Annotated in this window: 17 protein-coding genes; 4 read left to right on the top strand and 13 right to left on the bottom strand. The window is 75.8% G+C overall.

Annotated features, from left to right (window positions below):
- The first annotated feature begins 38 nt into the window (after positions 1–38).
- Complete coding sequence (locus tag ACIQCH_RS22330) at positions 39–278, top strand: DUF397 domain-containing protein (protein WP_402583364.1); 240 nt, start codon at positions 39–41, stop codon at positions 276–278.
- A 143-nt stretch (positions 279–421) separates the two neighbouring features.
- On the opposite strand, the gene ACIQCH_RS22325 is transcribed toward ACIQCH_RS22330, so the two are convergent.
- The 4 genes from ACIQCH_RS22325 to eccB all read right to left on the bottom strand — a co-directional run bounded on the left by ACIQCH_RS22325 (position 422) and on the right by eccB (position 4,043).
- Positions 422–712 carry a WXG100 family type VII secretion target gene (locus ACIQCH_RS22325; RefSeq protein ID WP_030195416.1) on the bottom strand — a complete coding sequence of 97 codons (291 nt, stop codon included), beginning with the start codon at positions 710–712 and terminating at the stop codon, positions 422–424.
- 55 nt (positions 713–767) lie between these two features.
- Entirely contained in the window at positions 768–1,109 is a 342-nt protein-coding gene (locus tag ACIQCH_RS22320) for a WXG100 family type VII secretion target (RefSeq protein ID WP_402583362.1), read from the bottom strand.
- A 170-nt stretch (positions 1,110–1,279) separates the two neighbouring features.
- Positions 1,280–2,464 carry a type VII secretion-associated serine protease mycosin gene (mycP, locus tag ACIQCH_RS22315; protein ID WP_402583360.1) on the bottom strand — a complete coding sequence of 395 codons (1,185 nt, stop codon included), beginning with the start codon at positions 2,462–2,464 and terminating at the stop codon, positions 1,280–1,282.
- A gap of 19 nt (positions 2,465–2,483) precedes the next feature.
- Entirely contained in the window at positions 2,484–4,043 is a 1,560-nt protein-coding gene (gene eccB, locus ACIQCH_RS22310) for a type VII secretion protein EccB (RefSeq protein WP_402583358.1), read from the bottom strand.
- Positions 4,044–4,375: 332 nt separating this feature from the next.
- Between eccB and eccE the strand changes: the two genes are divergently transcribed.
- From eccE to ACIQCH_RS22295, 3 genes are all read left to right on the top strand, one after another.
- Complete coding sequence (gene eccE / locus ACIQCH_RS22305) at positions 4,376–5,725, top strand: type VII secretion protein EccE (protein ID WP_402583356.1); 1,350 nt, start codon at positions 4,376–4,378, stop codon at positions 5,723–5,725.
- A gap of 134 nt (positions 5,726–5,859) precedes the next feature.
- Positions 5,860–6,555 carry a hypothetical protein gene (locus tag ACIQCH_RS22300; RefSeq protein WP_402583401.1) on the top strand — a complete coding sequence of 232 codons (696 nt, stop codon included), beginning with the start codon at positions 5,860–5,862 and terminating at the stop codon, positions 6,553–6,555.
- Positions 6,556–7,271: 716 nt separating this feature from the next.
- Complete coding sequence (locus ACIQCH_RS22295) at positions 7,272–10,679, top strand: SCO5717 family growth-regulating ATPase (RefSeq protein ID WP_402583354.1); 3,408 nt, start codon at positions 7,272–7,274, stop codon at positions 10,677–10,679.
- Positions 10,680–10,791: 112 nt separating this feature from the next.
- On the opposite strand, the gene ACIQCH_RS22290 is transcribed toward ACIQCH_RS22295, so the two are convergent.
- The 9 genes from ACIQCH_RS22290 to rimP all read right to left on the bottom strand — a co-directional run bounded on the left by ACIQCH_RS22290 (position 10,792) and on the right by rimP (position 23,046).
- On the bottom strand, positions 10,792–11,748 hold the full coding sequence (locus ACIQCH_RS22290; RefSeq protein ID WP_402583353.1) for a bifunctional riboflavin kinase/FAD synthetase: 957 nt from the start codon (positions 11,746–11,748) through the stop codon (positions 10,792–10,794).
- 95 nt (positions 11,749–11,843) lie between these two features.
- Positions 11,844–15,656, bottom strand: coding sequence for a hypothetical protein (locus ACIQCH_RS22285; RefSeq protein ID WP_402583351.1), 3,813 nt, complete (start codon positions 15,654–15,656; stop codon positions 11,844–11,846).
- Positions 15,657–16,037: 381 nt separating this feature from the next.
- On the bottom strand, positions 16,038–16,943 hold the full coding sequence (truB, locus tag ACIQCH_RS22280; protein ID WP_402583349.1) for a tRNA pseudouridine(55) synthase TruB: 906 nt from the start codon (positions 16,941–16,943) through the stop codon (positions 16,038–16,040).
- Positions 16,940–17,380, bottom strand: coding sequence for a 30S ribosome-binding factor RbfA (gene rbfA / locus ACIQCH_RS22275; RefSeq protein WP_030195384.1), 441 nt, complete (start codon positions 17,378–17,380; stop codon positions 16,940–16,942). The genes truB and rbfA overlap by 4 nt, the downstream gene beginning before the upstream one ends.
- 35 nt (positions 17,381–17,415) lie before the next feature.
- The gene (locus ACIQCH_RS22270) at positions 17,416–17,709 is read right to left on the bottom strand and encodes a DUF503 domain-containing protein (RefSeq protein ID WP_030195381.1); all 294 of its coding nucleotides are present in this window, start codon (positions 17,707–17,709) and stop codon (positions 17,416–17,418) included.
- Positions 17,710–17,891: 182 nt separating this feature from the next.
- Positions 17,892–20,972 (bottom strand): translation initiation factor IF-2, encoded by a 3,081-nt coding sequence (gene infB / locus ACIQCH_RS22265; RefSeq protein ID WP_402583346.1) that lies wholly within the window; start codon positions 20,970–20,972, stop codon positions 17,892–17,894.
- Between the two features lie 147 nt (positions 20,973–21,119).
- Positions 21,120–21,395 carry a YlxR family protein gene (locus tag ACIQCH_RS22260; RefSeq protein WP_402583344.1) on the bottom strand — a complete coding sequence of 92 codons (276 nt, stop codon included), beginning with the start codon at positions 21,393–21,395 and terminating at the stop codon, positions 21,120–21,122.
- 143 nt (positions 21,396–21,538) lie between these two features.
- Complete coding sequence (gene nusA, locus ACIQCH_RS22255) at positions 21,539–22,531, bottom strand: transcription termination factor NusA (RefSeq protein ID WP_030195373.1); 993 nt, start codon at positions 22,529–22,531, stop codon at positions 21,539–21,541.
- A 2-nt stretch (positions 22,532–22,533) separates the two neighbouring features.
- The gene (gene rimP, locus ACIQCH_RS22250) at positions 22,534–23,046 is read right to left on the bottom strand and encodes a ribosome maturation factor RimP (RefSeq protein ID WP_402583342.1); all 513 of its coding nucleotides are present in this window, start codon (positions 23,044–23,046) and stop codon (positions 22,534–22,536) included.
- Between the last annotated feature and the right edge of the window lie 6 nt (positions 23,047–23,052).

The following is a 23,052-nucleotide window of genomic DNA, read 5'->3' as shown; positions in this document are numbered from 1 at the left end:
TACGACCGCTCCCCCGCACGCCCGAGAGGAAGGCGCCGATGGCCGACGCACGTGAGAAGGACGAGCTGTACGCCCTGGACATCTCGGGGGTGGAGTGGCTGAGCGCCCCCGGGACCGAGGAGCACGAGGAGCGCGTGGAGATCGCGCACCTGCCCGGCGGGGCCGTGGCGATGCGGTCCTCGCTGGATCCGGGCACCGTGCTGCGGTACACGGAGGCGGAGTGGGAGGCGTTCGTCCTCGGCGCCCGCGACGGGGAGTTCGACCTCGAGGAGCGGTGACGGGTCCGCCGCGCCCCGCGGACGGCGGCGACGCGTACGCCCCGCCTGCTCGCCGCGTGGCCCGGTCGCCGCACGCGCCGGAAGGGGCCCGCGCTGCTCGGCGGCGGGGCCCCTTCCGGGTGGTGCGGGTGCGCGCGGGGCGCTCAGACCATGCGGAAGCGCGCGGCGTTGCCCCGGTCGGTGTCCTGGTAGCCGACGAGGGAGTTGTCGAGCAGGCGGGCGATGGTGCCGAGCTTGTTGTTCATGCCGGCCATCTCGGTGCTGACGACCTGCTGGATCTCCAGGTACGAGGTCTTCGCCTCGCCCTCCCAGGACTCGGCGACGGTACGGACCTGGGCCATCAGCTGGTCCAGCTCCTCCGACAGCTTGTGGCTGGTGGTGCGGACGTCATCGGCGGCGGTGGCGACGGTGTCGTAGTTGACTGCGAAGGACATGTCGGTCTTCTCCCGTGGGAATGCGGCTGCGGCAGGGCGGGGCGGGGCGGACGGCTCAGATGTCGAGGATCGCGCTGTGCGCCGGCTCGCCGTCGCTGTCGTTGACGCGGCGGATCTCCGCGATGCGCTGCTGCTCCTCGGCGGTGAAGCCCTTGACGCTCATGCGCATGGCGTCCTCGAGCTCCTGGAGCTTCTGCTTGATCTTCCGCAGGTGGTCGTTCACCCCGCGCTGCAGGACGTCGTACTCCTGGCTGGCGGCGCCTTCCCAGCCTTCCTGGATCCGGTCGACCACGTCGTTGAGCCGGGTGATCCGGTTCGACAGCTCGGTGTGGTAGCTCAGGATCTCGTCGGCGAGCTTTTGCTTCTTCGCGTCGTCGACTGCGAGGTTGAACGCCATGGTCGGTGCACTCCCGTCATTACTTCTGTGAAGTCGCTTGCCACTCTAGCCACTTCATAGGACAGGCCCAACAAGTACCCCTGATGGCCCAGGGTGACGGTCCGCGGGCGCCGCGTGTTCGCCGACTGCAAAGTTCCGTACGGCAGTCGCTCGGGCGGCGCGTCCGCCGGCTACCGTCCGCGGCGTCGGCGGCGCAGGTCCCTGGTGACCGTCGCGGTGCCCGCGACGACCGCGATCAGCAGCCCCGCGAGGGCCAGGGCGTACGTGGCGTACCGGGCCTCGCGCTCCTGGCGCGTCTCGGCGGTGGACAGCGGCGCGGCGTCGGGGGCCGCGGCGGGGGCCGGTCCGGGGTCGGGGGTCGGGGACTCGCGCGGGTCCTCGTCCTCGGTCAGGGCGCGCACCGGGTCGACCACGCCCCAACCGACGAAGTCGTCGTGGCCGTTGACCGAGCGCACGGCGGTCTGCTCGATCTGGGCGACGATCTGGCGCGGGGTCCAGTCGGGGTGCTTGGCGCGCAGCAGGGCCGCGACACCGGCGACGTACGGGGCGGAGAAGCTGGTGCCGTTGTCGACGCACTGGCCGTTGCCGGGAACGGTGGAGACGATGTCCACGCCGGGCGCGGCCACGCCGACGAAGGGGCCGGGCTGGGAGAACGCGGCGCGCTCGTTGTTGCGGTCGGAGGAGGCCACGGCCAGGACGCCGTCGAAGGCGGCCGGGTAGGTCTTCTTCTGTTCGCCGGTGAGGCCGTCGTTGCCGGCCGAGGCGACGATGACCACGCCCTTGCCGATCGCCCGCGCCACGGCCTGTGCGAGGGCGGAGGCCGGCGGCAGGGGCTTGTCGGTGTCCTGCGAGATGTTGATGACCTGGGCGCCCTTGGCCACCGCGTGGTCGATGGCCTCGGCCATGGTGGCGGCGGTGCCGCTGTTGCGGTCGTCGTTCTGGCGGACGGGGATGATCGTGGCTTCGGGGGCGAGGCCGACGAAGCCGGTGCCCTCGCGCGGGCGGGCGGCGATGAGGCCGGCGACCTTGGTGCCGTGGCCGACCTGGTCGTCGGTGCCGTCCTTGCCCTTGTCGAGGAAGTCGCGGCCGGCGGTGGTGTCGACGGCGTCGCGCAGCTGGGGGTTGACGCGGTCGACGCCGGTGTCGATGACGGCGACGCGGACGCCCTTGCCCTTGGTGTCCTGCCACAGCTGGTCGAGCAGGACGCGCTGGAGGGGCCACGGCCGGCCCGCTATCTGCTTCTTCATCGGGAACGTGCACTGGCCGGCGCCGGCCAGGCGCGGCCCGTCGGCGGGTCGGGCGGCGGTCGGGGCGAGCACGAGCGCGGCCGCGAGCAGGGCGGTCGTACGGATCACTGGCGTCCCTCCCCGGTCCTCAGGAACCCTGCGGCTGGCGGGCGCTGTTGGTGTCCAGCCGGGGCCCCTTCGAGAGGAACTCCGACCACGCGATCGGCACGAGGGTCGGCACCACCTTCTCGTAGCCGAGCCGGATCTGGGCCTGGCTCGCCTCGGGGCGGCCGTCCTCCTCCCTGCCCCCGCCCGCGCCGGCGCCGACGGCGGAGCGGCGCGCGTCGCTGTCGCCGTTGGCCTGGAGGGCGTAGCGCAGCCCCGTGTCGGTGAGGAGGAAGAGGGAGCCGTCCGGGCGGGACCGGGCGCCGCCCTGGACCTGGGTGTAGAGGAGTCCGGTGCCGGGCGTGACGTACGTGCTGGTGCCGGTGGCGGTGAGGTCCACGGGGAAGCCGGTGCCGGCCCAGGTGCTGAGGGTGGCGCGGCCCTTGGCGTCGACCTCGCGCAGCACGGCGCAGACGGTGTCGCGCGGCGCCGCGCCGGAGGTGCCGGGGGCGGCGGCCCTCGTACGGTTGACCTGCGCGGGCCGGGACTGGGGCCAGCGGGCGGAACCGGCGAAGGTGCCGCGGGCCGGGTCGAGGGACTGCAGGTCCACGTCCCGCGGCCGGCCGTTCATGTCGAGGCCCGCGGTGACGGGGGCGTTGATGAGCAGCCAGGCGGTGAACTCCGAGACCGGCTGGACCTTGCCGGGCAGCACGACGTAGTGCTGGGGGCCGGCGCCGGTCTGGGCGCGCAGCACCAGGCCGACGCGGTTGTCCGCGGTGGCCAGTCCCGACACCCTGGCGTCGGCGCCGGGGCGGCCGGGCAGCTCGGGGAAGGCGACGGGGGTGCCGGTGCGCAGGGCGGCCAGCCAGGCGGCGGTGACGGGTTGGGAGCGGGCGGTCTCGCCGACCAGGGCGCGCACGAGGGTGTCGCGGTCGGACTTCGGGCCGGCGATCGCGTACTTGATGCCGGCGGCGTCGACGAGGTAGCGGGTCTTGTCGGGGCCGTGGACGTAGAGCACCTGGGCGCCGGTCAGCCGGTTCGGGCCCTCGGTGCGGGCGGCGTCGCGGTCGGCGAGGACGAAGGCGGCGGTCTGCGTGCCGTGGCCGCCGGCGCCGGGCTGCTGGCAGACGGCCCAGCGCTTGGCGGTGCCGGCGTCCCGCGCGGTGGGCAGCCGGTCGGGGGCGTAGGGGATGCCGAGGATGGGTCCGCGCGGGGGCCTGCCCGAGTCGAGGATCTCGTCGCTGACCTGGATGACGTCGAACTGCTGGGGGGTCAGCAGCAGGCGGGCCGAGGCGAGGTTGAGGACGGGGTGCAGCAGCGTCTTGTCACCGGTCTTGAGGACGACGTACCGGGTGGTGGACTGCTCGCCGACGATGACCTTGGCACCGGGGGTGTCCCAGCCCTTGGGTGCGACGGGCTTGAACATGCCCCAGGCGCCGAAGCCGGCCAGGACGAGCGCGCCGGCCACGAGGCCGGGCACGACGGCGCGCAGCGGGCGCGGGGCGCCCTCCTCGCTGCCGGTGGCGGAGGGTTGCAGGAACGCGGCGACCGTGCGCCGCTTCGCAAAGGTGTAGGCGTTGAGTTCGTCGCGCCGTGATGCCATGACCGCCTGTCTCTCCCCGCTTCTCCCCGGTCGCGCCCGGCCGTTGCCGGCCGTTCCCGGCCGTCGCGGGCCCCGTGACGGGGCCCCCGGTGGCCGGTGCGCGCGGGCTGGACCGCGGTGGGCGGTCGGCCGCGGGCTGTCGGACCGGGCACCTACTATGCCTGTTGCCGGACGGCGAGTTCGGGCCGGGTAGGGTGGCCGCGCCCCTGCGGGCGTTCCGCACCGGCCCGTTCGGGCCCGCGTCAGGCCGATGGGGGCGGATCGGGCGGATTCCGGACGGCGCGCGGCGCGGGTGCGGGTCCGCCGCACACGAAGGGGGAGGTGCGCGGGAGATGGCCACCGCGACGGAACCACGGGCCGCGGGGGCCCTGCGGCCGGACGCCGGGAGTTCGGGCCCGGGCGGCGGCGCAGCCGCGGCCGACCGGGGCGGGGTGACGCCGCGTCCGACGGCGCGGCCCGGGCGCTTCGGTCCGTTCCGACTGCAACAGGTCGTCCTGCTGGAGCTGGCGGCCGCGCTGCTGTTGGTGGCGTGGGTGCTGGGGCCGTGGCTGCTCGTGCCGGCCGGCGTGCTGGCCGCGGTGCTCGTCCTGCTCGCGCTGGTACGTCGTCACCAGCGCTCCCTCCCCGAATGGCTGGGCACCGCGCTGGCCCTGCGGGCGCGGCGGCGCCGGGCGGCCGCGTCGACGGTGCCGGCGGGCACCGAGCCGGGGCTGGCTCCGCTGGTGGAGGCCGAACCGGCGCTGCGCACCTACACGTTCGCGGACCGGGAGAGCGAACGGGAGCGGGGCCGTGAGCGGCCGCCGGTGGGGATGGTCGGCGACGGCACGTTCCTGACGGCCGTGGTGCAGGTGGACGTGGAGGCGACGGCCCTGCGGCCGGACCGCTCGGAGCGGGCGCTGCCGCTGGGCCTGGTCCGGGACGTGCTGGAGGCGGACGGGATACGCCTGGAATCGGCCCAGCTGGTGCAGCACACCCAGCCCGCGCCGGCCCCGCACCTGCCGAAGGAGGCGATGGCGGCCCGCAACTACGCGCCGCTGCAGGCCCGGACGGGCACGCCGGCGGTGCGGCTGACGTGGATCGCGCTGAAGCTGGACCCGGAGCTGTGCCCCGAGGCGGTGGCCGCGCGCGGCGGCGGCCTGGTGGGGGCGCAGCGGTGCGTCGTACGGGCGGCGGACCAGCTGGCGAGCCGGCTGACCGGTGCCGGGTTCCGGGCGACCGTGCTCACGGAGCAGGAGCTGACGGCGGCCCTGGCCACCTCGTCCTGCGCCAACCCGATGGCGATCACGCAGGCGGGCCGCGCGGGACAGGCCGGTACGGCGGGGCGGCGCACGGAGGAGACCGCGCGCAGCTGGCGCTGCGACGACCGGCGGCACACGACGTACTGGGTGGGGCGCTGGCCGCAGCTGGGCGGCGGGTCGGCACCGTTGGCGCAGTTCGCGGCGCTGCTGACGTCGGTGCCCGCGGTGGCGACGAACTTCAGCCTGACGCTGGCGCGCGGGGCGCGGCAGGAGGTCGCCCTCGCGGGCCACGTCCGCATCACGGGGCGCAGCGACGAGGAGTTGGTGGTCGCGCGCCGCGAGCTGGAGCGCATGGCGCGGGGCGTGCGTACGGGACTGGTCCGGCTGGACCGCGAACAGGTGCCGGGGCTGCTGGCCTCGCTGCCGCTGGGAGGTGCGCGGTGAGGGCGCGGCGGAGTGCGGGGGCCTGGAGGGGCCGGGGCGGTGCTGGTTCTGGGGCTGGTTCTGGCTCTGGGGCTGGTGCTGGTGCTGGTGCTGGTGCTGGTGCTGGGGCGGCTGGGGACCGGCGCGGTCGGCAGCTGCTCGGCTTCGGTCTGATCGGCCCGCGGCGCGAGCGGCACGCGGTCTCGTCCGAGGAACTCGACGCGCTGGCGCTGCCGGTGGCGGACGACGGCGTGGTCATCGGCGTGGACTCCGGTGGCCGGCCCGCCGTGCTGGGGCTGAACCGGCCCACGGCGTACGACGTCACGCTGGTGGGCGGCCTGTGGACCGCCCAGGTGGTGGCCCTCCGGGCGGCGGCGACGGGGGCCCGGGTGGCCGTGGAGACCGGCCGCGCCCCGGCGTGGACGACCCTGGCCCGCTCGGCCGGCGGCGGCCAGCAGTGCGTGACGCTGCACGAGGTGGGCCGGGTGCCGCCGCAGGGCGCGTCGGCGGGCAGCCCGGTGCTGGTGGTGCGCGACTGCGGGATGCGGCCGCCGCGGGGCCGGGTCGTGGCCGGGCCCTGGCAGTCGGTGCTGACGCTCCTGCCCTATCTGAGCCCGGCGGCGCCGCGGCTGCTGGAGCAGTCCGCGCTGGTGGGCGTGCAGCGGGTGTCCCCGGACGAGGCCGAGCAGGTCGGCCGCCTGATGAACCTGCCGCGCTCGGCGGTGGACGCATTGCCCACGCTGGGCGACGGCGTCACCCTGTGGTGCACGGGCCGGGACCGGCAGTTCGTGATGACGCAGGGCACGGAGGCGGAGCTCGGGCTGCTGGGCGCGGCCCGGCGGATCGACTGAGCGGGCGGCGCGGGGCGGGGCGACGCGGAGCGGTGGGCGGTGTCGGGGAGGTGGACTCCGGCTTCGTGGGGTCGTCCCGTGGTGTGTGGAGCCCCTCGCCTCTTGACCCGCCATGGCCTGCAGGCCCTGCGGCAGGCCTACCCCGAGGGCTTCGGGGCTTCGCCCGGGCCTGCGGCCCCCCCTCGGCCCGGGCCCGCCTCCGGACCAGCCTGCCATGGCGCCTCAAGAGGCTCCCCCACACACCACGGGACGGCCCACTCCCTCGATTTCGTGGGCCCGGGGCTTCGCTGCCGGGTCGGCCGGGGTCCGGACCGCTTCGGGCGCGGCGGCTGGGCGCCGTACCCGGCTGGACGCGGGGCGCATCGGCTCGCGGCGGTGCGGAGGGCCGTACCGATCGGGGCAGGCGGAGGAGCATCAGGGGGCACCCGAACTGCGTTCCGATGGTGGGGCGTTGGCGCGGCCCGTCGCCATCGGCGGCTCATTGCCGCCCGCCGGGGCCGGTGCAAGGCGGCGGGAGCCCGGCGGGAGCGTCGGGACACCCCCTAGGCTGGCCGTGTGCGCGGAGGCGCCACGTGGGGGGTCCGGTCGGGATCGCCCGGCCGTCCAACCGGCCGGCTCGTACGGCAGCTGCGGTCGGCACCTGGACCGGGCCGGGCCCCGGGCGGTCCGCCCACGCGAGTGCCGGACGTCGGCACTCGGACCGAGCAGGAGGATGTGTGTACGGCGATCGGAACGAGAGCCGCGACGGGTCGCGAGACGTCCCGACGGACGATCAGTCCGACGCGGAGCCCGAGCTGACGGGCGAGTTCACCATCGACTACACGCCGCCGGCCTGGTACACGCAGACCGCGGCGCCGGGACCGGTGCCGGGCGTCCCGGTACCGGGGCTGCCTCCGGGCAGCGGCTTCGAGCCGAACTGGCCCCCGCAGGACGCCGCCCCGGCGCAGCCCGCGGTCCCCCCGGCCTGGTCCACCCACGGCACCCCGCCGGGGCCGTCGGGCCCCGTACCGGCGCGGCCGGAGCAGGGCGTCCCCGCCCAGGCCGGCCCCCCGGCGACTCCCGCACACCCTGACCAGGGCTACGAGGCCCCGGCCCGGCCCGGCTTCTCGACCCCGCCCGCCCCGGCGCCGGTCCACTCCGGACACGAGGCGCAGGCGCAGTACCCGGTGCAGCCCGGTGCCCCTGCCGCCCCGCAGCACGGCACGGCCGCGCCCTCGGGCGCGGTGGCGGCGCAGCCCGGGTTCGAGGCCGCACCTCCCGTTCTTCCTGCGCAGGCCCAGCACGGACCCGCGTACCAGGGCCCGGCCCCCGCGCAGCCCGGCCATGGTGTGCCCGTGGTCCCGCCGGCACCGGTCCCGCCCCGTGCGGGCGTCGGGTCGACGCCGGCACAGGGTGCGACCGTCGCGCCCGCCGTGCCGGCGCCGCCCGCGGAGGGCGGGGTCGCGTTCCCCGTACTCGCTCAGCCCGGTCGCGAGGCCGGCGCACCGCCGGCTCCTGGTGGGCTGCCGGTCGGGCCCGGGTCCGCCGCTTCCCCCCAGGCCGACCCGCTCGGCGCGACGGCTCCCGTACCGGCTGGGGTCGAGCCGTTCGGCTCCGGTCCGCAGGCCGCGGTGACCGCCGGAACCCCGCACGAGGGGGTGCCCGGCGCGGCCGCGGAGGGCCTCGCCGCCGGGCCCTTCGTGGACGTACCCGGGTCCGGTCCCGGCGGCGCACGGGGCCCGGCCGGGTCAGCCGATCGGGTGACGGGTGCCGTCGAGCGGGTCACCGGTGCGGGCGACGCGGCCCCGGGCCCCGGCAACGGGCCCGCGGACGCGGTCCTGACCGCCCCGACGCCCCCGGCCGGAGAGGCGGTCCGCGCACCCGTCACCCCCTACGCCGACTACTCGGTCTCGGCCGAGGCTCCCGGCGCGTTCCCGGACCCGGAGCACGCGCCGATGCCCCCGGCCGAGCCGGCCACGGCTGCGCCCCTCGCTGCTGCCCCGGGCCGCAGCGTCGAGGCGGCCCCGGCGCCGACCCCCGAGCACCCCGCGCCGCTGCCCGCCGCGGCACCGGCGGACGCGGAGCCGTGGGCAGCCGGTACCCCGGACCCGACGCGGGGCACGGACCCGGGCCCGGCCCGGGACGCGGCCGCGGCTGTGCCCGCCGGCACGCGTGCGCTCCCCGACGCGGGTGCGGTCCCGGCCCCGGAGCCGTACCCGGCCGTGGCGGCGGACGGCACCGGCCCCGACGCTCCGGGCACGGACGCGGCACCGGAGCCGTACCCCGCCGCGCGGCCGGACGCCGCCGGCGCGGCCATCGACTTCGGGGACGACGCCCTGCTGCCCCCGCCGGGACCCGGTGCCGTGCCGGTGTCGGACGCGCGGCCCCCGGCCGGCGCCGGCACCGACGACTACCCGCTGCCCGCCGCGACGGGCGGGCCCGCACCGGCGCAGCAGGCCTCCGACGGGTACGGCTTCCCGTCGCCGGCGGTCCCGCAGGCACCCGCGGCAGCCACCTCGGGTCCGGCTCACGTTGCGGCCACGGCTCCGCAGGGGCCCGGCACTTCGTACGACGCCGGCTACGGCGTCACGGCCGCCCAGCCGCCCGTTCCGCCGGCACCGGCCGCCGCCGCGCCGTACGGGCAGCCGCAGGCGTACGCGCAGCCGCCCGCCGACCCGCGGACCGGGGCCGTGTGGCCCGCGCCGTCCGGTGACCCGGCCGGGGCTCCCGTGGCGGGACTTCCCGGAGGGCACTCGGGTGCGCCGGCCCCGGGCCCCGGTGGTGCGTTCACGACCGGCCACGCCCCCGGCCACGGCGGGGCCTTCCCCGCCGGCCCCGTCCCGGGCGGTCCCGGCGCCGGACCGGCCGGCGCACCGGGTACCGGACCGGTCCCCGGTCACGCCCCCGGCACCACCCCGCCGGCGGCCGGCCCCGCCGGCCCGATGGGCCCCGACCCGCGCCAGCAGCAGCCCGGCCCCGGTGCGCCCCTCGGCTACACCGCCGCCGTCGAGCTGTCCTCCGAACGCCTGCTGCGCGCCAAGCCGCAGAAGCCGCGCAGCAACCGCGGCGGATCCGGCGGCGGGCTGTTCCGGTTCGGCGGCAAGGCGGCCGAAGCCGAGCGCCAGCGGAAGCTGGAGCTCATCCGCACCCCCGTCATGTCCTGCTACCGGATCGCCGTCATCAGCCTCAAGGGCGGCGTCGGCAAGACGACGACCACCACCGCCCTCGGTTCGACGCTGGCGAGCGAGCGCCAGGACAAGATCCTGGCCATCGACGCCAACCCGGACGCCGGCACGCTCGGCCGCCGCGTGCGCCGTGAGACCTCGGCGACCATCCGCGACCTGGTCCAGGCGATCCCGTACCTGAACTCGTATATGGACATCCGGCGCTTCACCTCCCAGGCCCCGTCCGGCCTGGAGATCATCGCCAACGACGTGGACCCGGCGGTCTCGACGACCTTCAACGACGAGGACTACCGCCGCGCGATCGACACCCTCGGCAAGCAGTACCCGATCATCCTCACGGACTCGGGCACCGGGCTCCTCTACTCCGCCATGCGCGGCGTACTGGACCTCGCCGATCAGTTGATCATCATCTCGACCCCGTCCGTCGACGGCGCGAGCAGCGCGAGCACCACGCTCGACTGGCTGTCCGCGCACGGGTACGCCGACCTCGTCGCGCGCTCCCTCACGGTCATCTCCGGGGTCCGCGAGACCGGGAAGATGATCAAGGTGGACGACATCGTCCGGCACTTCGAGACCCGCTGCCGCGGGGTGGTCGTGGTGCCGTTCGACGAGCACCTGTCGGCCGGCGCCGAGGTCGACCTGGACATGATGCGGCCCAAGACCCGGGAGGCGTACTTCCACCTCGCGTCCCTGGTCGCCGAGGACTTCGTGCGGGCCCAGCAGGCCCGGGGCGCGTGGGGCCACCCCACGGCACCCCACGGGCCGCAGGCCGGGTACGCCCCCGGGTCGGCGGGGACCCCCGGCGCACCGGTCCCGGGCCCGTACGCCGGCCAGGGCCCCCACCCGGGGCAGGCGCCGGTGCCCGGTCCGGCCCCGGCCCCGCAGCCGCACCAGCAGCCCGGCGCACCCGCCCCCGGCCAGGACTGGCAGCAGCCCCCGCCGCACCCGCAGCACCCGTGACCGGAAACGGCCGAGGGCCCGTACCCCTGATGGGGACGGGCCCTCGGCCGTTGCTCGGGCTCGACTCCGGGTGACCCGGCACGAGCGGGGAACCGGCAGGAACCGGCAGGAACTAGCGGTCCGCGTCGTACGCCTCGGTCAGCGCCCGCGCCCGCTTCACGTCGTCCGCGATGGCCTCCAGCAGGCCCTCCAGCGACTCGAACTTCGCCATGCCGCGCACGTACGCCAGGAAGTCCACGGTCACGTGCAGCCCGTACAGGTCGAGCCCGACCCGGTCGATCGCGTAGGCCTCGACGGTCCGCTCGGTCCCGTCGAACTGGGGGTTGGTGCCCACCGAGATGGCCGCCGGCATCCGCTCGCCGTTCGCGCTCAGCCAGCCCGCGTAGACGCCGTCCGCCGGGATCGCGGTGTGCGGCACGGTCTCGACGTTCGCCGTCGGGTAGCCGAGCTCGCGCCCGCGCTGCGCGCCGCGCACGACCACGCCCTCGACGCGGTGCGGGCGCCCGAGGATCTCGGCCGCACCCTCGACGTCGCCCTGGGCGACCAGCCGCCGGGTCAGCGTCGAGGAGAACGGCTCGCCGCCGCCCGCCTCGCCGCTCACGTGGAGGTCGACGACCTCGACCTCGTAGTCGTACGTCGCGCCCAGCTCGGTGAGGTAGGCGGTGGTGCCGGCGGCGCGGTGGCCGAAGCGGAAGTTCGGGCCCTCGATGACGGCCTTCGCGTGCAGCGCCTCGACCAGCACCTTCACGATGAAGTCGGCCGGGGAGAGCTGGGAGAACTCGGCGGTGAAGGGCAGGATCAGCACCGCGTCCACGCCCAGCTCGGCCATCAGCTCGGCGCGCCGGTGGTGCGGGGCCAGCAGCGGCGGGTGGCTGCCGGGGCGGACGACCTCGCTCGGGTGCGGGTCGAAGGTCACGACGACGGAGGGGACGCCGAGTTCACGCGCGCGGGCCACGGCCCGGCCGATGATCAGCTGGTGTCCGCGGTGGACGCCGTCGTAGGAGCCGATGGTGACGACGCTGCGCCCCCAGTCCTGGGGGATCTCCTCCAAGCCACGCCAGCGCTGCACTGTGACCGCTCCTCGCCCGAAACCCGTAGTGCCGGTAGTGAAATGCCTCTGCCCTGCGGACGTCATTCGCTCACACGGATGACACGGATGACGCCTTACGCAGGTCTAAGACTGCCATGTCCCCGCTCGTCCGCCGTCATCGGCATGGTCCTGAGTGGCGGGCTCGAGTGCCTCTCGAGCACGGTGAGGAGCGTCAGGGCCGGGCCGTGGGCCGTGGTGTCCTCGGGACGCGCCAGCAGCGCGAGGGCGGCGAACCGCAGCAGGTCGCGGTCGGCGGGGGTGGCGGCGTACGGGGCGGTGGCGAGGCCGTACGCGGCCGCGGCGACGCGGCGTTCCGGACGGGGGTCGCGCGACCAGCGGTCCACCGCGCGGCAGAGCGCGGGCGGCTCCTCCTCCGCGAGGACCGCGAGGAGTTCGTCGGCGCGGGGATGGGCACGGGCGACCAGGGCCTCGGCGAGGTCGTCCAGGGCCAGGCGACGGTGGGTGTGGAGGAGGGCCTGGGCGGCGGTGGCCACGGTGGCGCCGGGGGTGGCGGCGAGCGGGGTGTCGTCCGCGAACCAGTCGCAGAGCAGGGGCTGCACGGCCCGCGGGTCCGCGTGCAGCCGACGGACGACGGCGTCCAGACGGCGGTCGGGCGAGCCGGGAGCCGCGTCGCCGGGGAGCAGGGTGCGCAGCAGGTCCAGCCGGTCGGGCTCGGGGAGGGCGAGCCGCTCCCAGAACCACCCGCCGAGCCCGGCCCCCGGCGGCGCGGGGACGAGCGCCAGGACGCGCAGGACACCGAGGTACGGCCGTACGTCGCCCAGCCGCAGCAGCACCTCCCGCAGCAGCCGCCCGGCCCACCACCCCCGCTCCCCGGCCCCGCCGGCACCCGTCGCTCCACCGGCCGCGCCGCCGCCCGCCGGGCCGGGGAGCCCGCCGTCGACCGGTCGGCCGTCGCCCCCGCCGTCGCCCGCCGGGCCGGCGGTGCGGCACCCGGTCGGCTGCCGCGGCACCCAGACGCCGCCCCGCATGGGGTCGGCGCCACCGTCCGGCGGTGCGGCCGCCCCGCCCCCGTCGGGCACGCCCTGGCTCCCGGCGCGCTCACGCGGGCCCTCGGCCGCGCCGCCCGGCCCTGCGAACGCCGCGCCCCCGTCCGGGCCGACGACCGCCGCCCGCCACAGGCCCGCGGGGCCCGCCTCCCCCACGGGGGCGGGACGGGCGCGCCCGACCGGCGCCGCGCCCCACCCGGCCCGCGGGTCGGGACGGTCCTCGCCGGCGCGCCCGCCGCCCCCGGTGCGGAGCGTCCGTTCCGGACCGGCCGGGCCGGGCCCCGCGGAGGGTGGCGGTGACGAGGCGGGTGGCGGCGGCGCGGCGGCGGCGAGCGCCTCGACCAGGCCGGCCAGGGACCGGGTCAGGGCCGGGGCGTCCTGCTGGAGCAGTGCCTCGACGACCACGCCGACCCGGTGCCGGGGCACCCGGGGCGCGGCCCCCGCCCCGTCCGCGACCGCCGCACCCGCGGTCGCGGACGGGGGCCACGCCGCCGGCCCGGGGCCGCCGGCGGGCACTGCGGGCGGCGGGGCCCCGGCCGGTCCGGCCGCCGACGGCACCGGCCCCGGCGGCGTCGCCGGGGGCCGTGTCGGGGGGAGCGGGGGGCCGGTCAGGAGGTGCAGGGCGCCGGGCAGGTCGAGGTGGGCGGCCTGGAGCCAGTCGGCGAACTCCTCGTGGGCGAACCGGTACCCCTCCCCCGCCGGGACCAGCAGCCCCTCCGTGAGGACGGCCGAGGCCCAGCCGGTGCGCCACGGGAACAGCGCCTCGAAGGCGGCGCGGTCGAGGTCCCCGCGCGCCAGGCAGAGCCGGGCGGCCTCGTGCACCCGGCCGGAGACCCGCGCGGCGAGCCGCCGGACCTCCCGACCCGGCACCCCTCCCGCGGCATGCCTCCCGGAGCCGCTCCCACCGGGCCGGTCCCGGAAGGCCGTGCCGGCCTGGTCGCGCGTCGCACCGCCGCCGGTCCGCCGCCGGCGGCCGCCGCCCGCGCCCGGTCCCGCGGCCTCCCGACCGGCTCCCGCCCACGACCCCGCTGCCCCGGTACGCCCCGGACCCGCACCCGAACCCCCGGCCGTACCGGCGGACCCCGCCCACGGATCCGCGCCGGCGGGTCCCGTCCCCGCGTCCCCCCGAGGGCCGTCGCCTCCCGCCCCCGCACCCGCGTGCGCTGCCGAACCCGCCCGCGCACCCCTCCCGGCACCACCCGGTCCCGCCCCCGGGGCCGCCCCACCGGAACGCGTACCCGACCGCGCGCCGGCACCACCCGCCCCCGCTCCGCCCGGGCCCGCCCCGGAGCCGTGCCCGGGCGTCAGGGGGTCGGCGGTCAGGCGGGTCGCGATGCGGAGGCAGACCAGCGCGAGGTACGCCGTGAAGGTCTCGTCGCGGTCCGGGCAGCCGTCGGTGACGCCCGCCGCGCGCACCTCCCCCAGCAGCCGCAGCGTCAGCGGGTGGCCCGCGTCCCGCGCGGCCACGCCGGAGTCGGGGATGCCGTACCGGCAGCGGACGGTGGCCGCCTCCGGCGCGGCCAGGTCCCCCAGCCGGACCGCGGGCGCACCCGTGAGGCCGGCCTGCTCCCAGTACTCGTGGAACTCCCACCGGCAACCCGCCACCAGCCGCGCCCCGCTCCGACGCAGCCAGCGCAGGGTGGCGGCCGTCCAGTCCCCCAGCGCTCCCGAGAGCCGCAGCGGCATCTCCTCCGGCGCGTCGAGCACGACGAGCAGCGGCCGGCCCGCCGCCAGGGCCAGGGCCGCCACCCGGGTCGGGTCCGCCGGCTCCGCGGGGTCGCCGACCGGGCGCCCGTGCCCCGCGGCCCGGGACGGTCCGGCCGCCCCTCCCCCGGGGCCGCGGGATCCGGCCACCGTCCCGTAGGGCGGCGCCTCCGTCCCGTACGGCACCGCGTCCGTCCCGTACGGCGCGGCTTCCGCCGCGGCCACGATCCGGCCAGCCTCGCGCAGGGCCCGGCCGACCGCCTCGGCCAGGGAGGTGTCCCCCGCCTTCAGGTCGGCGCCGCGCAGCCACACGGTCGGGGCCGGCTCGGGGCCGCGGGCCCGGCGGCGCGCGAGGGCGGCGAGTTCGGTCGTACGCCCGGCGCCCGGGTACCCGACCACGGCACAGACGGCCTCCGGGCCCGCCGCGAAGGCCGCCAGCTCCCGCGCCACGGCGGGGCGTGCCACGGGGTCCGGTCCGCCGTCCGCCGCTCCGAGGGTGGTGGCGGTGAGCTGCAGGGCGCCGGCGAGGTTGAGTTCCGGGCCGTACGCGGGCACGGTCGCGGCGTTGCGCGCCAGCAGCGCGGCCAGCGGGCCGTCGGGCGCGGCCGCGGCGGCGGCGGCGGCCCGCAGCGGCACCGCCCGCGGACCACCGGTGAGGACGCCGAGGACCGCCCCGGTCGCGCCGTCCAGGACCGGTCCGCCGGTCGCCTCGCCGCCGTGCCGGAGCGCGTCGCGGCCGTCCGTGCCGATGGCGAGGTCCAGCGCGGTGCCGGTCGCCCGGAGCACCCGGGCCTGACGCCAGCCGCCCGCGGCGAGGTGCACGTACGTCCCGGCGGCGATCCGCGGCGCCGCGCCCACCGGCAGCGGCCGCACCCCGAGACCGTCGGTCCGTACGAAGGCCAGCCCGTGCTCCGGGACCGGCACCACGGCGTCGGGCCCGGCCTCGAAGGACCGCTCCCCCGCGCCGTGCAGGACCAGCGGTCCCCAGGCGCCGGTCACGGCCTCCAGGCAGGTGACCACGGTGCCGGTGTCGTCGGCGACGAACCCGCTGCCGCGGGGCCGGCCAGCCCGGTCGCTCAGCCGTACCAGGGCGGGGCCGTGGACGGCTCCGCCCTCGCCCGGACCCCTGTTCCTGCTCCCGTCCCCACCGCCGTCGCGGTCGGCGCCAGCCGCCATCACGCCCCCTCGCCCGCCTCCCCACCGCTCCCCCGTACGGCAGACGGTAGGGGGCGAAGATCGCCCGAGGAGGACGCCTGGGAAACGCGCCCCCTCACGCTCCCTCCTTTCACTCCGAGCGCCGCCCCGGAAGGGTGAATAGCGGAGGTCGGGTGGATAGAGACCGTGCAGGGGGAGCGAGGGGGACGCGGAGCGGTGAGCGGCGCAGGGGGGTGCGCTCACCGCTCCGCGACGGCACGGGAGGACGGACCGGAGCGGACGACAAGGGCGGCCCCGCCGAGCGGGGCCGCCCTTGTCACCACGTCCGGGACCGCCGGCCGTCCCAGGACCGTCGGGCCGCGCGCACGCCGCCCGACCTCCCGAGGACGGCCCGCCGTCCCGCTACGCGAAGACCGCCAGCGACTTCGCCTTGCCGTTCTTGCTCTCGACGAGCGCGAGCAGCCGGCCGTCCGGGCCGAAGACCGCCACCGGCTTGCCCGGGGCGTACTCGTCCGGCATGTCCAGCCGCACGCCGTTGGCCAGCAGCCGGGAACGCCTCGCGTCGATGTCCCAGCGGGCGAAGGCCGCGGTGGCCGCCTCGGCGATCGGCATGACCGTGAGCTCCTCCTGGAGCTGGTCGAGGGTGCGGGCGCGGTCGAGCTTGTACGGGCCCACGCGCGTGCGCCGCAGCGCCGTCAGGTGGCCGCCCACGTCGAGGTCGGCCCCCAGGTCCCGGGCGAGCGCGCGGATGTACGTACCGCTGGAGCAGACCACGGAGACGACCAGGTCGACGACCTTGGTGCCGTCCGCGGCCTCCGCCTCGCGCATGTCGTACACCTGGAACGAGGAGATCGTGACCGGCCGCGCCGGGATCTCGAACTCCTCGCCCTCCCGCGCGCGCTTGTACGAGCGCACGCCGTTGATCTTGATGGCGCTGACCTTCGACGGCACCTGCATGATCTCGCCGGTCAGCTTGGCGATCCCGGCGTCCACCGCCTCCCGGGTGACCCCGGAGGCGTCGGTGGACGAGGTGATGTCGCCCTCGGCGTCGTCGGTCAGGGTGTCCTGCCCGAGCCTGATGGTGCCGAGGTACTCCTTCTCGGTCAGCGCGAGGTGGCCGAGGAGCTTGGTGGCCTTCTCGACGCCGAGCACGAGCACGCCCGTGGCCATGGGGTCGAGGGTGCCGGCGTGGCCGACGCGGCGGGTCTTCGCGATCCCGCGCATCTTGGCGACGACGTCGTGCGAAGTGAAGCCGGACGGCTTGTCGACGATGACAAGGCCGTCCGGCGTCCGGGGCGTGGTGCTCATTCGGCGGCTTCGTCCTCGCCAGGCTTCTTGTAGGGGTCGGCCTCGCCCGCGTACGTGGCGCCCGAGGAGGCCTCGCGGACCTGCTCGTCGGAGGCGCGCGCCTTGTCGAGCAGGTCCTCGATCGTGCGGGCGTTCTCCGGGAGGGCGTCCGCGACGAAGGTCAGGGTGGGCGTGAACTTGGTGCCCGCGGCCCGGCCGACCGCGGAGCGCAGGAGGCCCTTGGCGCTCTCCAGGCCGGCGGCGGCGCTCGCGCGCTCCTCGTCGTCACCGTAGACCGTGTAGAAGACCGTGGCCTCCCGCAGGTCGCCGGTGACCCTGGTGTCCGTGATGGTCACGTGCGTACCCAGACGCGGGTCCTTGATGCCGCGCTGCAGCTTCTCGGCGACCACCTCCCGGATGAGGTCCGCCAGCTTCTTCGCCCGCGCATTGTCGGCCACTGGTCCTTCTCCTTCTTTTCTTGCAAGTCAAGCATTCAGTCTTCATCACCGTGGAGCCGGCGCCGCACCGACAGCAGCTCCACTTCCGGACGCGCCGCGACCAGCCGCTCGCAGCGGTCCAGTACGTCCGAGAGGTGCCCCGTGTCCCCCGACACCATGGCCACCCCGATACGGGCGCGGCGGTGCAGGTCCTGGTCGCCGACCTCGGCCGCGCTCACGGAGAACTTCCGCTGGAGCTCGGCGACGATGGGCCGGACGACGGAGCGTTTCTCCTTCAACGACCGTACGTCGCCGAGGAGCAGGTCGAAGGACAGAGTCCCTACGTACATGCAGATCCGGATGTCCCGCCGGTTCGGGTTCGGTGGCGCCCGCCATGGGGTGCCCGCCGGGCCGACACGCTCGACCGACGCGCTCGGCGGGAACATCCAAACCGTACACGCAACGGCCGGGGCCGATCGACGGAAATTCCGCCGACCGGCCCCGGTCACGACACGGCGCGAACCGCTGCGCGTCAGACGCGCGGCTTCTCGCGCATCTCGTACGTCGCGATGACGTCGTCGATCTTGATGTCGTTGAAGTTTCCGAGGTTGATACCACCCTCGAAGCCTTCGCGGATCTCGGTGACGTCGTCCTTGAAGCGGCGCAGGCCGACGATGTTGAGGTTCTCGGCGATGACCTTGCCGTCGCGGATGAGGCGCGCCTTGGTGTTGCGCTTGACCTCGCCCGAGCGGATGAGGACACCGGCGATGTTGCCCAGCTTGGACGAGCGGAAGACCTCGCGGATCTCCGCCGTGCCGAGCTCGACCTCTTCGTACTCCGGCTTGAGCATGCCCTTGAGGGCCGCCTCGATCTCCTCGATGGCCTGGTAGATCACCGAGTAGTACCGGACGTCGACGCCCTCGCGCTCCGCCATCTGCGCGGCACGGCCGGCCGCACGGACGTTGTAGCCGATGACGATGGCGTCCGAGCCCATGGCCAGGTCGATGTCCGACTCCGTGACCGCACCGACGCCGCGGTGCAGGACGCGGATGTCGACCTCTTCGCCGACGTCCAGCTGGAGCAGGGACGACTCCAGGGCCTCGACCGCACCGGACGCGTCGCCCTTGATGATGAGGTTGAGTTCCTGGACCAGACCGGCCTTGAGCACCTTGTCGAGGTCCTCGAGGGACACCCGGCGGGTGCGCTTGGCGAAGTTGGCGTTGCGCTCGCGCGCCGCGCGCTTCTCGGCGATCTGGCGGGCCGTGCGGTCCTCGTCCACGACGAGGAAGTTGTCGCCGGCACCCGGGACGTTGGTGAGACCCAGGACCAGGACGGGGGTCGACGGACCCGCTTCCTCGACGTTGTTGCCCTTGTCGTCGAGCATGGCGCGGACACGGCCGTACGCGTCGCCGACGACCATCGTGTCGCCGATGCGGAGGGTACCGCGCTGCACCAGGACGGTGGAGACGGCACCGCGACCGCGGTCGAGGTGCGACTCGATCGCAATACCCTGCGCGTCCTGCTCCGGGTTGGCCCGCAGGTCGAGCGAGGCGTCGGCGGTGAGGACGACGGCCTCCAGCAGGGAGTCGATGTGCAGACCCTGCTTGGCGGAGATGTCGACGAACATCGTGTCGCCGCCGTACTCCTCGGCCACCAGGCCGTACTCGGTCAGCTGACCGCGCACCTTGACCGGGTCGGCACCCTCGACGTCGATCTTGTTGACCGCGACCACGATCGGCACGTCGGCCGCCTTGGCGTGGTTCAGGGCCTCGATCGTCTGCGGCATGACACCGTCGTTGGCCGCCACCACGAGGATCGCGATGTCGGTCGACTTGGCACCGCGGGCACGCATGGCGGTGAACGCCTCGTGACCCGGGGTGTCGATGAAGGTGATCTTGCGCTCTTCGTCGTTGACCTCGGTGGAGACCTGGTACGCACCGATGTGCTGCGTGATGCCGCCGGCCTCGCCCGCGACCACGTTGGTCTTGCGGATCGCGTCCAGCAGTCGGGTCTTACCGTGGTCGACGTGACCCATGACGGTCACGACCGGCGGACGCGGCATGCGGAACTCGTCGCCGCCCTCGTCCTCGCCGAACTCGATGTCGAAGGACTCGAGCAGCTCGCGGTCCTCCTCCTCCGGGCTGACGATCTGAACTTCGTAGTTCATCTCGCCCGCGAGGAGCTGGAGGGTCTCGTCGGAGACGGACTGCGTGGCAGTGACCATCTCGCCGAGGTTCATCATGACCGCGACCAGCGACGCCGGGTTGGCGTTGATCTTCTCCGCGAAGTCGGTGAGGGACGCACCGCGCGACAGGCGAACGGTCTCGCCGTTGCCGCGGGGCAGCATCACGCCGCCCACGGACGGGGCCTGCATGGCCTCGTACTCCTGGCGCCTCTGACGCTTCGACTTGCGGCCGCGACGGGCGGGACCGCCGGGACGGCCGAACGCACCCTGCGTGCCACCACGGGCACCCGGGCCGCCGGGACGACCACCGAAGCCGGGACGACCGCCGCCGAAGCCGCCGCCACCACCGGGAGCGCCGCCGCCACCACCGGGACGACCGGCGAAGCCGCCGCCGCCACCACCGGGACGACCGCCGCCGCCCGGACCGGCCGGACGACCGGCGAAGCCGGGACGACCGCCGCCGCCGCCGGGACCGGCCGGACGACCGCCGGGGCCACCGGGGCCACGACCGCCGGGGCCCGGACGCGGGCCGGCAGCCGGACGCTGCGGCATCATGCCGGGGTTCGGACGGTTACCGCCCGGGGCACCGCCCGGACGCGGGGCGCCGCCCTGCGGACGGGGCATGCCGCCGGGGGTCGGGCGCGGACCCTGCGGACGCGGGCCGCCACCGGGGCCGGCCTGCGGACGGGGACCACCGGGAGCACCGGCGCCGGGGGCACCGGGGCGCGGGGCGCCGCCCGGACGGGGCGCCTGCGGGCGCGCCATGCCGGTGGAGCCGCCGGAGGTGAAGGGGTTGTTGCCCGGACGGGGACCCGCGGGACGGGCACCCGGACGCGGGGCCTGGCCGCCGGGACGCGGGGCCTGGGCACCGGGGGTGCCGGCCGGACGCGACGCGCCGGGACGGGCGCCGCCCTGGCCGGAAGCGGCCGGACGGTTGCCGGTGGGACGCGGGCCCGGGGTCGCGCCGGAGGGGCGCTGGGCCTGCGGGGCCGCCGGGGGCGCCTGGAACTCGGCCGCGACCGGAGCCGGAGCCGCCGGAGCGGGCTTCGGGGCCGGGGCCTTCGGACCGGGACGCGGGCCGGGGGCGGCCGGGGTCACCGGGGCGCTGACCGCGGGAGCCTCGGCAGCGGCCGGCTTGGGGGCCGGTGCGCCGGGCTTCGGGGCAGCAGGACGGGCCGCGGAGGCCGGAGACGGCGCGGGCGCCGCGGGCTTCGCAGGGGCGGCCTTGCGGGGCGCGCCGGGCTTCGCAGCGGTCTTGCCGGCACCGCCGGGACCCTGCAAAGCGTCGGTCAGCTTGCGTACAACGGGCGCCTCGATCGTCGAGGACGCCGAACGGACGAATTCACCGAGTTCTTGGAGCTTGGCCATGACGACCTTGCTCTCAACCCCGAACTCCTTGGCGAGTTCGTATACCCGGACCTTAGCCACTTCGCTCCTTTTAGGTCCGGTTACCGCCGGACCGTTGCTACTTCATGGGCGTACTCATCGCGTACTCATCGAGTGCTCATCGCAATCTCGACCTACTTCCAACTCGCGAGGTACCTGACCGCACGGAGATCCGTGCCGCACTTCTTCTTACGGTGTCGCCTCGAGCGCCTTGCGCAGTTCCGCCGTGTCGAGCGCCCTCTGGGTCCGAAGGGCCCTGGGGAACGCCCGGCGGCGGACCGCCAGCTCGAGGCAGTTCACGGCGGGGTGCACGTACGCACCCCGGCCGGGCAGCGTACCGCGAGGATCGGGGACGCACTCGTCCCCTCTCGCCACGATCCGCAGCAGGTCGCTCTTGGCCGCTCGCTCCCGGCACCCCACACACGTGCGCTCAGGGCATGCGCGGGCATGCGTCCGGCCAGACACGCCTAAGTCTACCTCCCCGCACCGACCTCACCCCTTCGGGCGAGAAATCGAACGGATGTTGTCCCGATCCGGGGGCTGGACAAGCCGCCCCCGCTCCTCTTGTCTACCCGCCGGGAACCCCCGGCGGGTAGCGGTTTATTCCCTCAGCCCTGCTCGGCGGGCTGCTCGGTGTCCGGACGGATGTCGATCCGCCAGCCGGTCAGGCGTGCGGCCAGGCGGGCGTTCTGCCCCTCCTTGCCGATCGCCAGCGACAGCTGGTAGTCCGGCACGGTCACGCGCGCGGAGCGCGCACCCATGTCGACGATCTCCACCTTGCTCACCCGTGCGGGGGACAGCGCGTTGGCGACCATCTCCGCCGGGTCGTCCGACCAGTCGACGATGTCGATCTTCTCGCCGTGCAGCTCGGCCATCACGTTGCGCACCCGGCCGCCCATCGGGCCGATGCAGGCGCCCTTCGGGTTCAGGCCCGCCCGGGTGGAGCGGACCGCGATCTTGGTGCGGTGGCCGGCCTCGCGGGCGATCGCGGCGATCTCGACGCTGCCGTCGGCGATCTCCGGGACCTCCAGGGCGAAGAGCTTCTTCACCAGGTTCGGGTGGGTGCGCGAGAGCGTCACCGACGGGCCGCGCACGCCCTTGGCCACGCGCACGACGTACGTGCGCAGGCGCAGGCCGTGCGGGTACTCCTCGCCGGGGACCTGCTCCTGCACGGGCAGGATGGCCTCCAGCTTGCCGATGTCCACGAGGACGTTCTTGGGGTCCTTGCCCTGCTGGACGACGCCGGTGATGACGTCGCCCTCGCGGCCCGCGAACTCGCCGAAGGTCAGGTCGTCCTCCGCGTCGCGCAGTCGCTGGAGGATCACCTGCTTGGCGGTGGTGGCGGCGATCCGGCCGAAGCCCGACGGCGTGTCGTCGAACTCCTGGGCCTCCTGCCCCTCCTCCAGGTCCTGCGGGTCCTCCTTCGCCCATACGGTCACGTGACCGTTGGTGCGGTCCAGCTCGACGCGGGCGCGCCGGCGGCTTCCCTCGGTGCGGTGGTACGCGATGAGGAGGGCCGACTCGATCGCCTCGACCAGCAGGTCGAAGGAGATCTCCTTCTCCCTGACCAGACCCCGCAGGGCACTCATGTCGATGTCCACGGCTACGCCTCCTCTTCCTTCTTGTCCTTGCGGTTGAACTCGATCTCGACACGCGCCTTGGCGATGTCCGCGAACGCGATCCGGCGTGTGGTGGCCTTGCGCCCCTTGACGCCCGGGACCTCGACGTCGAGGCCCTCGTCGTCGACGTCGAGGATGCGCGCGACCAGCTCGCCGGCCCCCTTGTCACCGGGGGTGGTCAGCTGGAACTTCACGAGGCGGCCGAGGGCCCGTACGTAGTGGCGGTGCTCGGACAGCGGGCGGTCCGCGCCCGGCGAGCTCACTTCGAGGACGTACTCGTCCTCGCCCATCGCGTCGGTCTCGTCGAGCTTGTCGGAGATCTCACGGCTCAGCTCGGCACACAGGTCCAGCTCGACGCCCTCGTCGGAATCGACCACGATCCGCAGCATCCGGCGCCGACCCGCACGGGACATCTCGATCTCTTCGAGGTCCAAGCCCTTGTCGGCGACGAGCGGCTCCAGCAGTCCGCGCAGCCTGTCGCTCTGGGTGGTGCTCATCCGGGT

Origin of the sequence: Streptomyces sp. NPDC093225, from assembly GCF_044753805.1 — a bacterium.
In the GTDB taxonomy this organism is placed as follows: domain Bacteria; phylum Actinomycetota; class Actinomycetes; order Streptomycetales; family Streptomycetaceae; genus Streptomyces.
The sequence above is the reverse complement of the archived record's forward strand: the minus strand, read 5'-3'. Positions and strand labels throughout refer to the sequence as shown.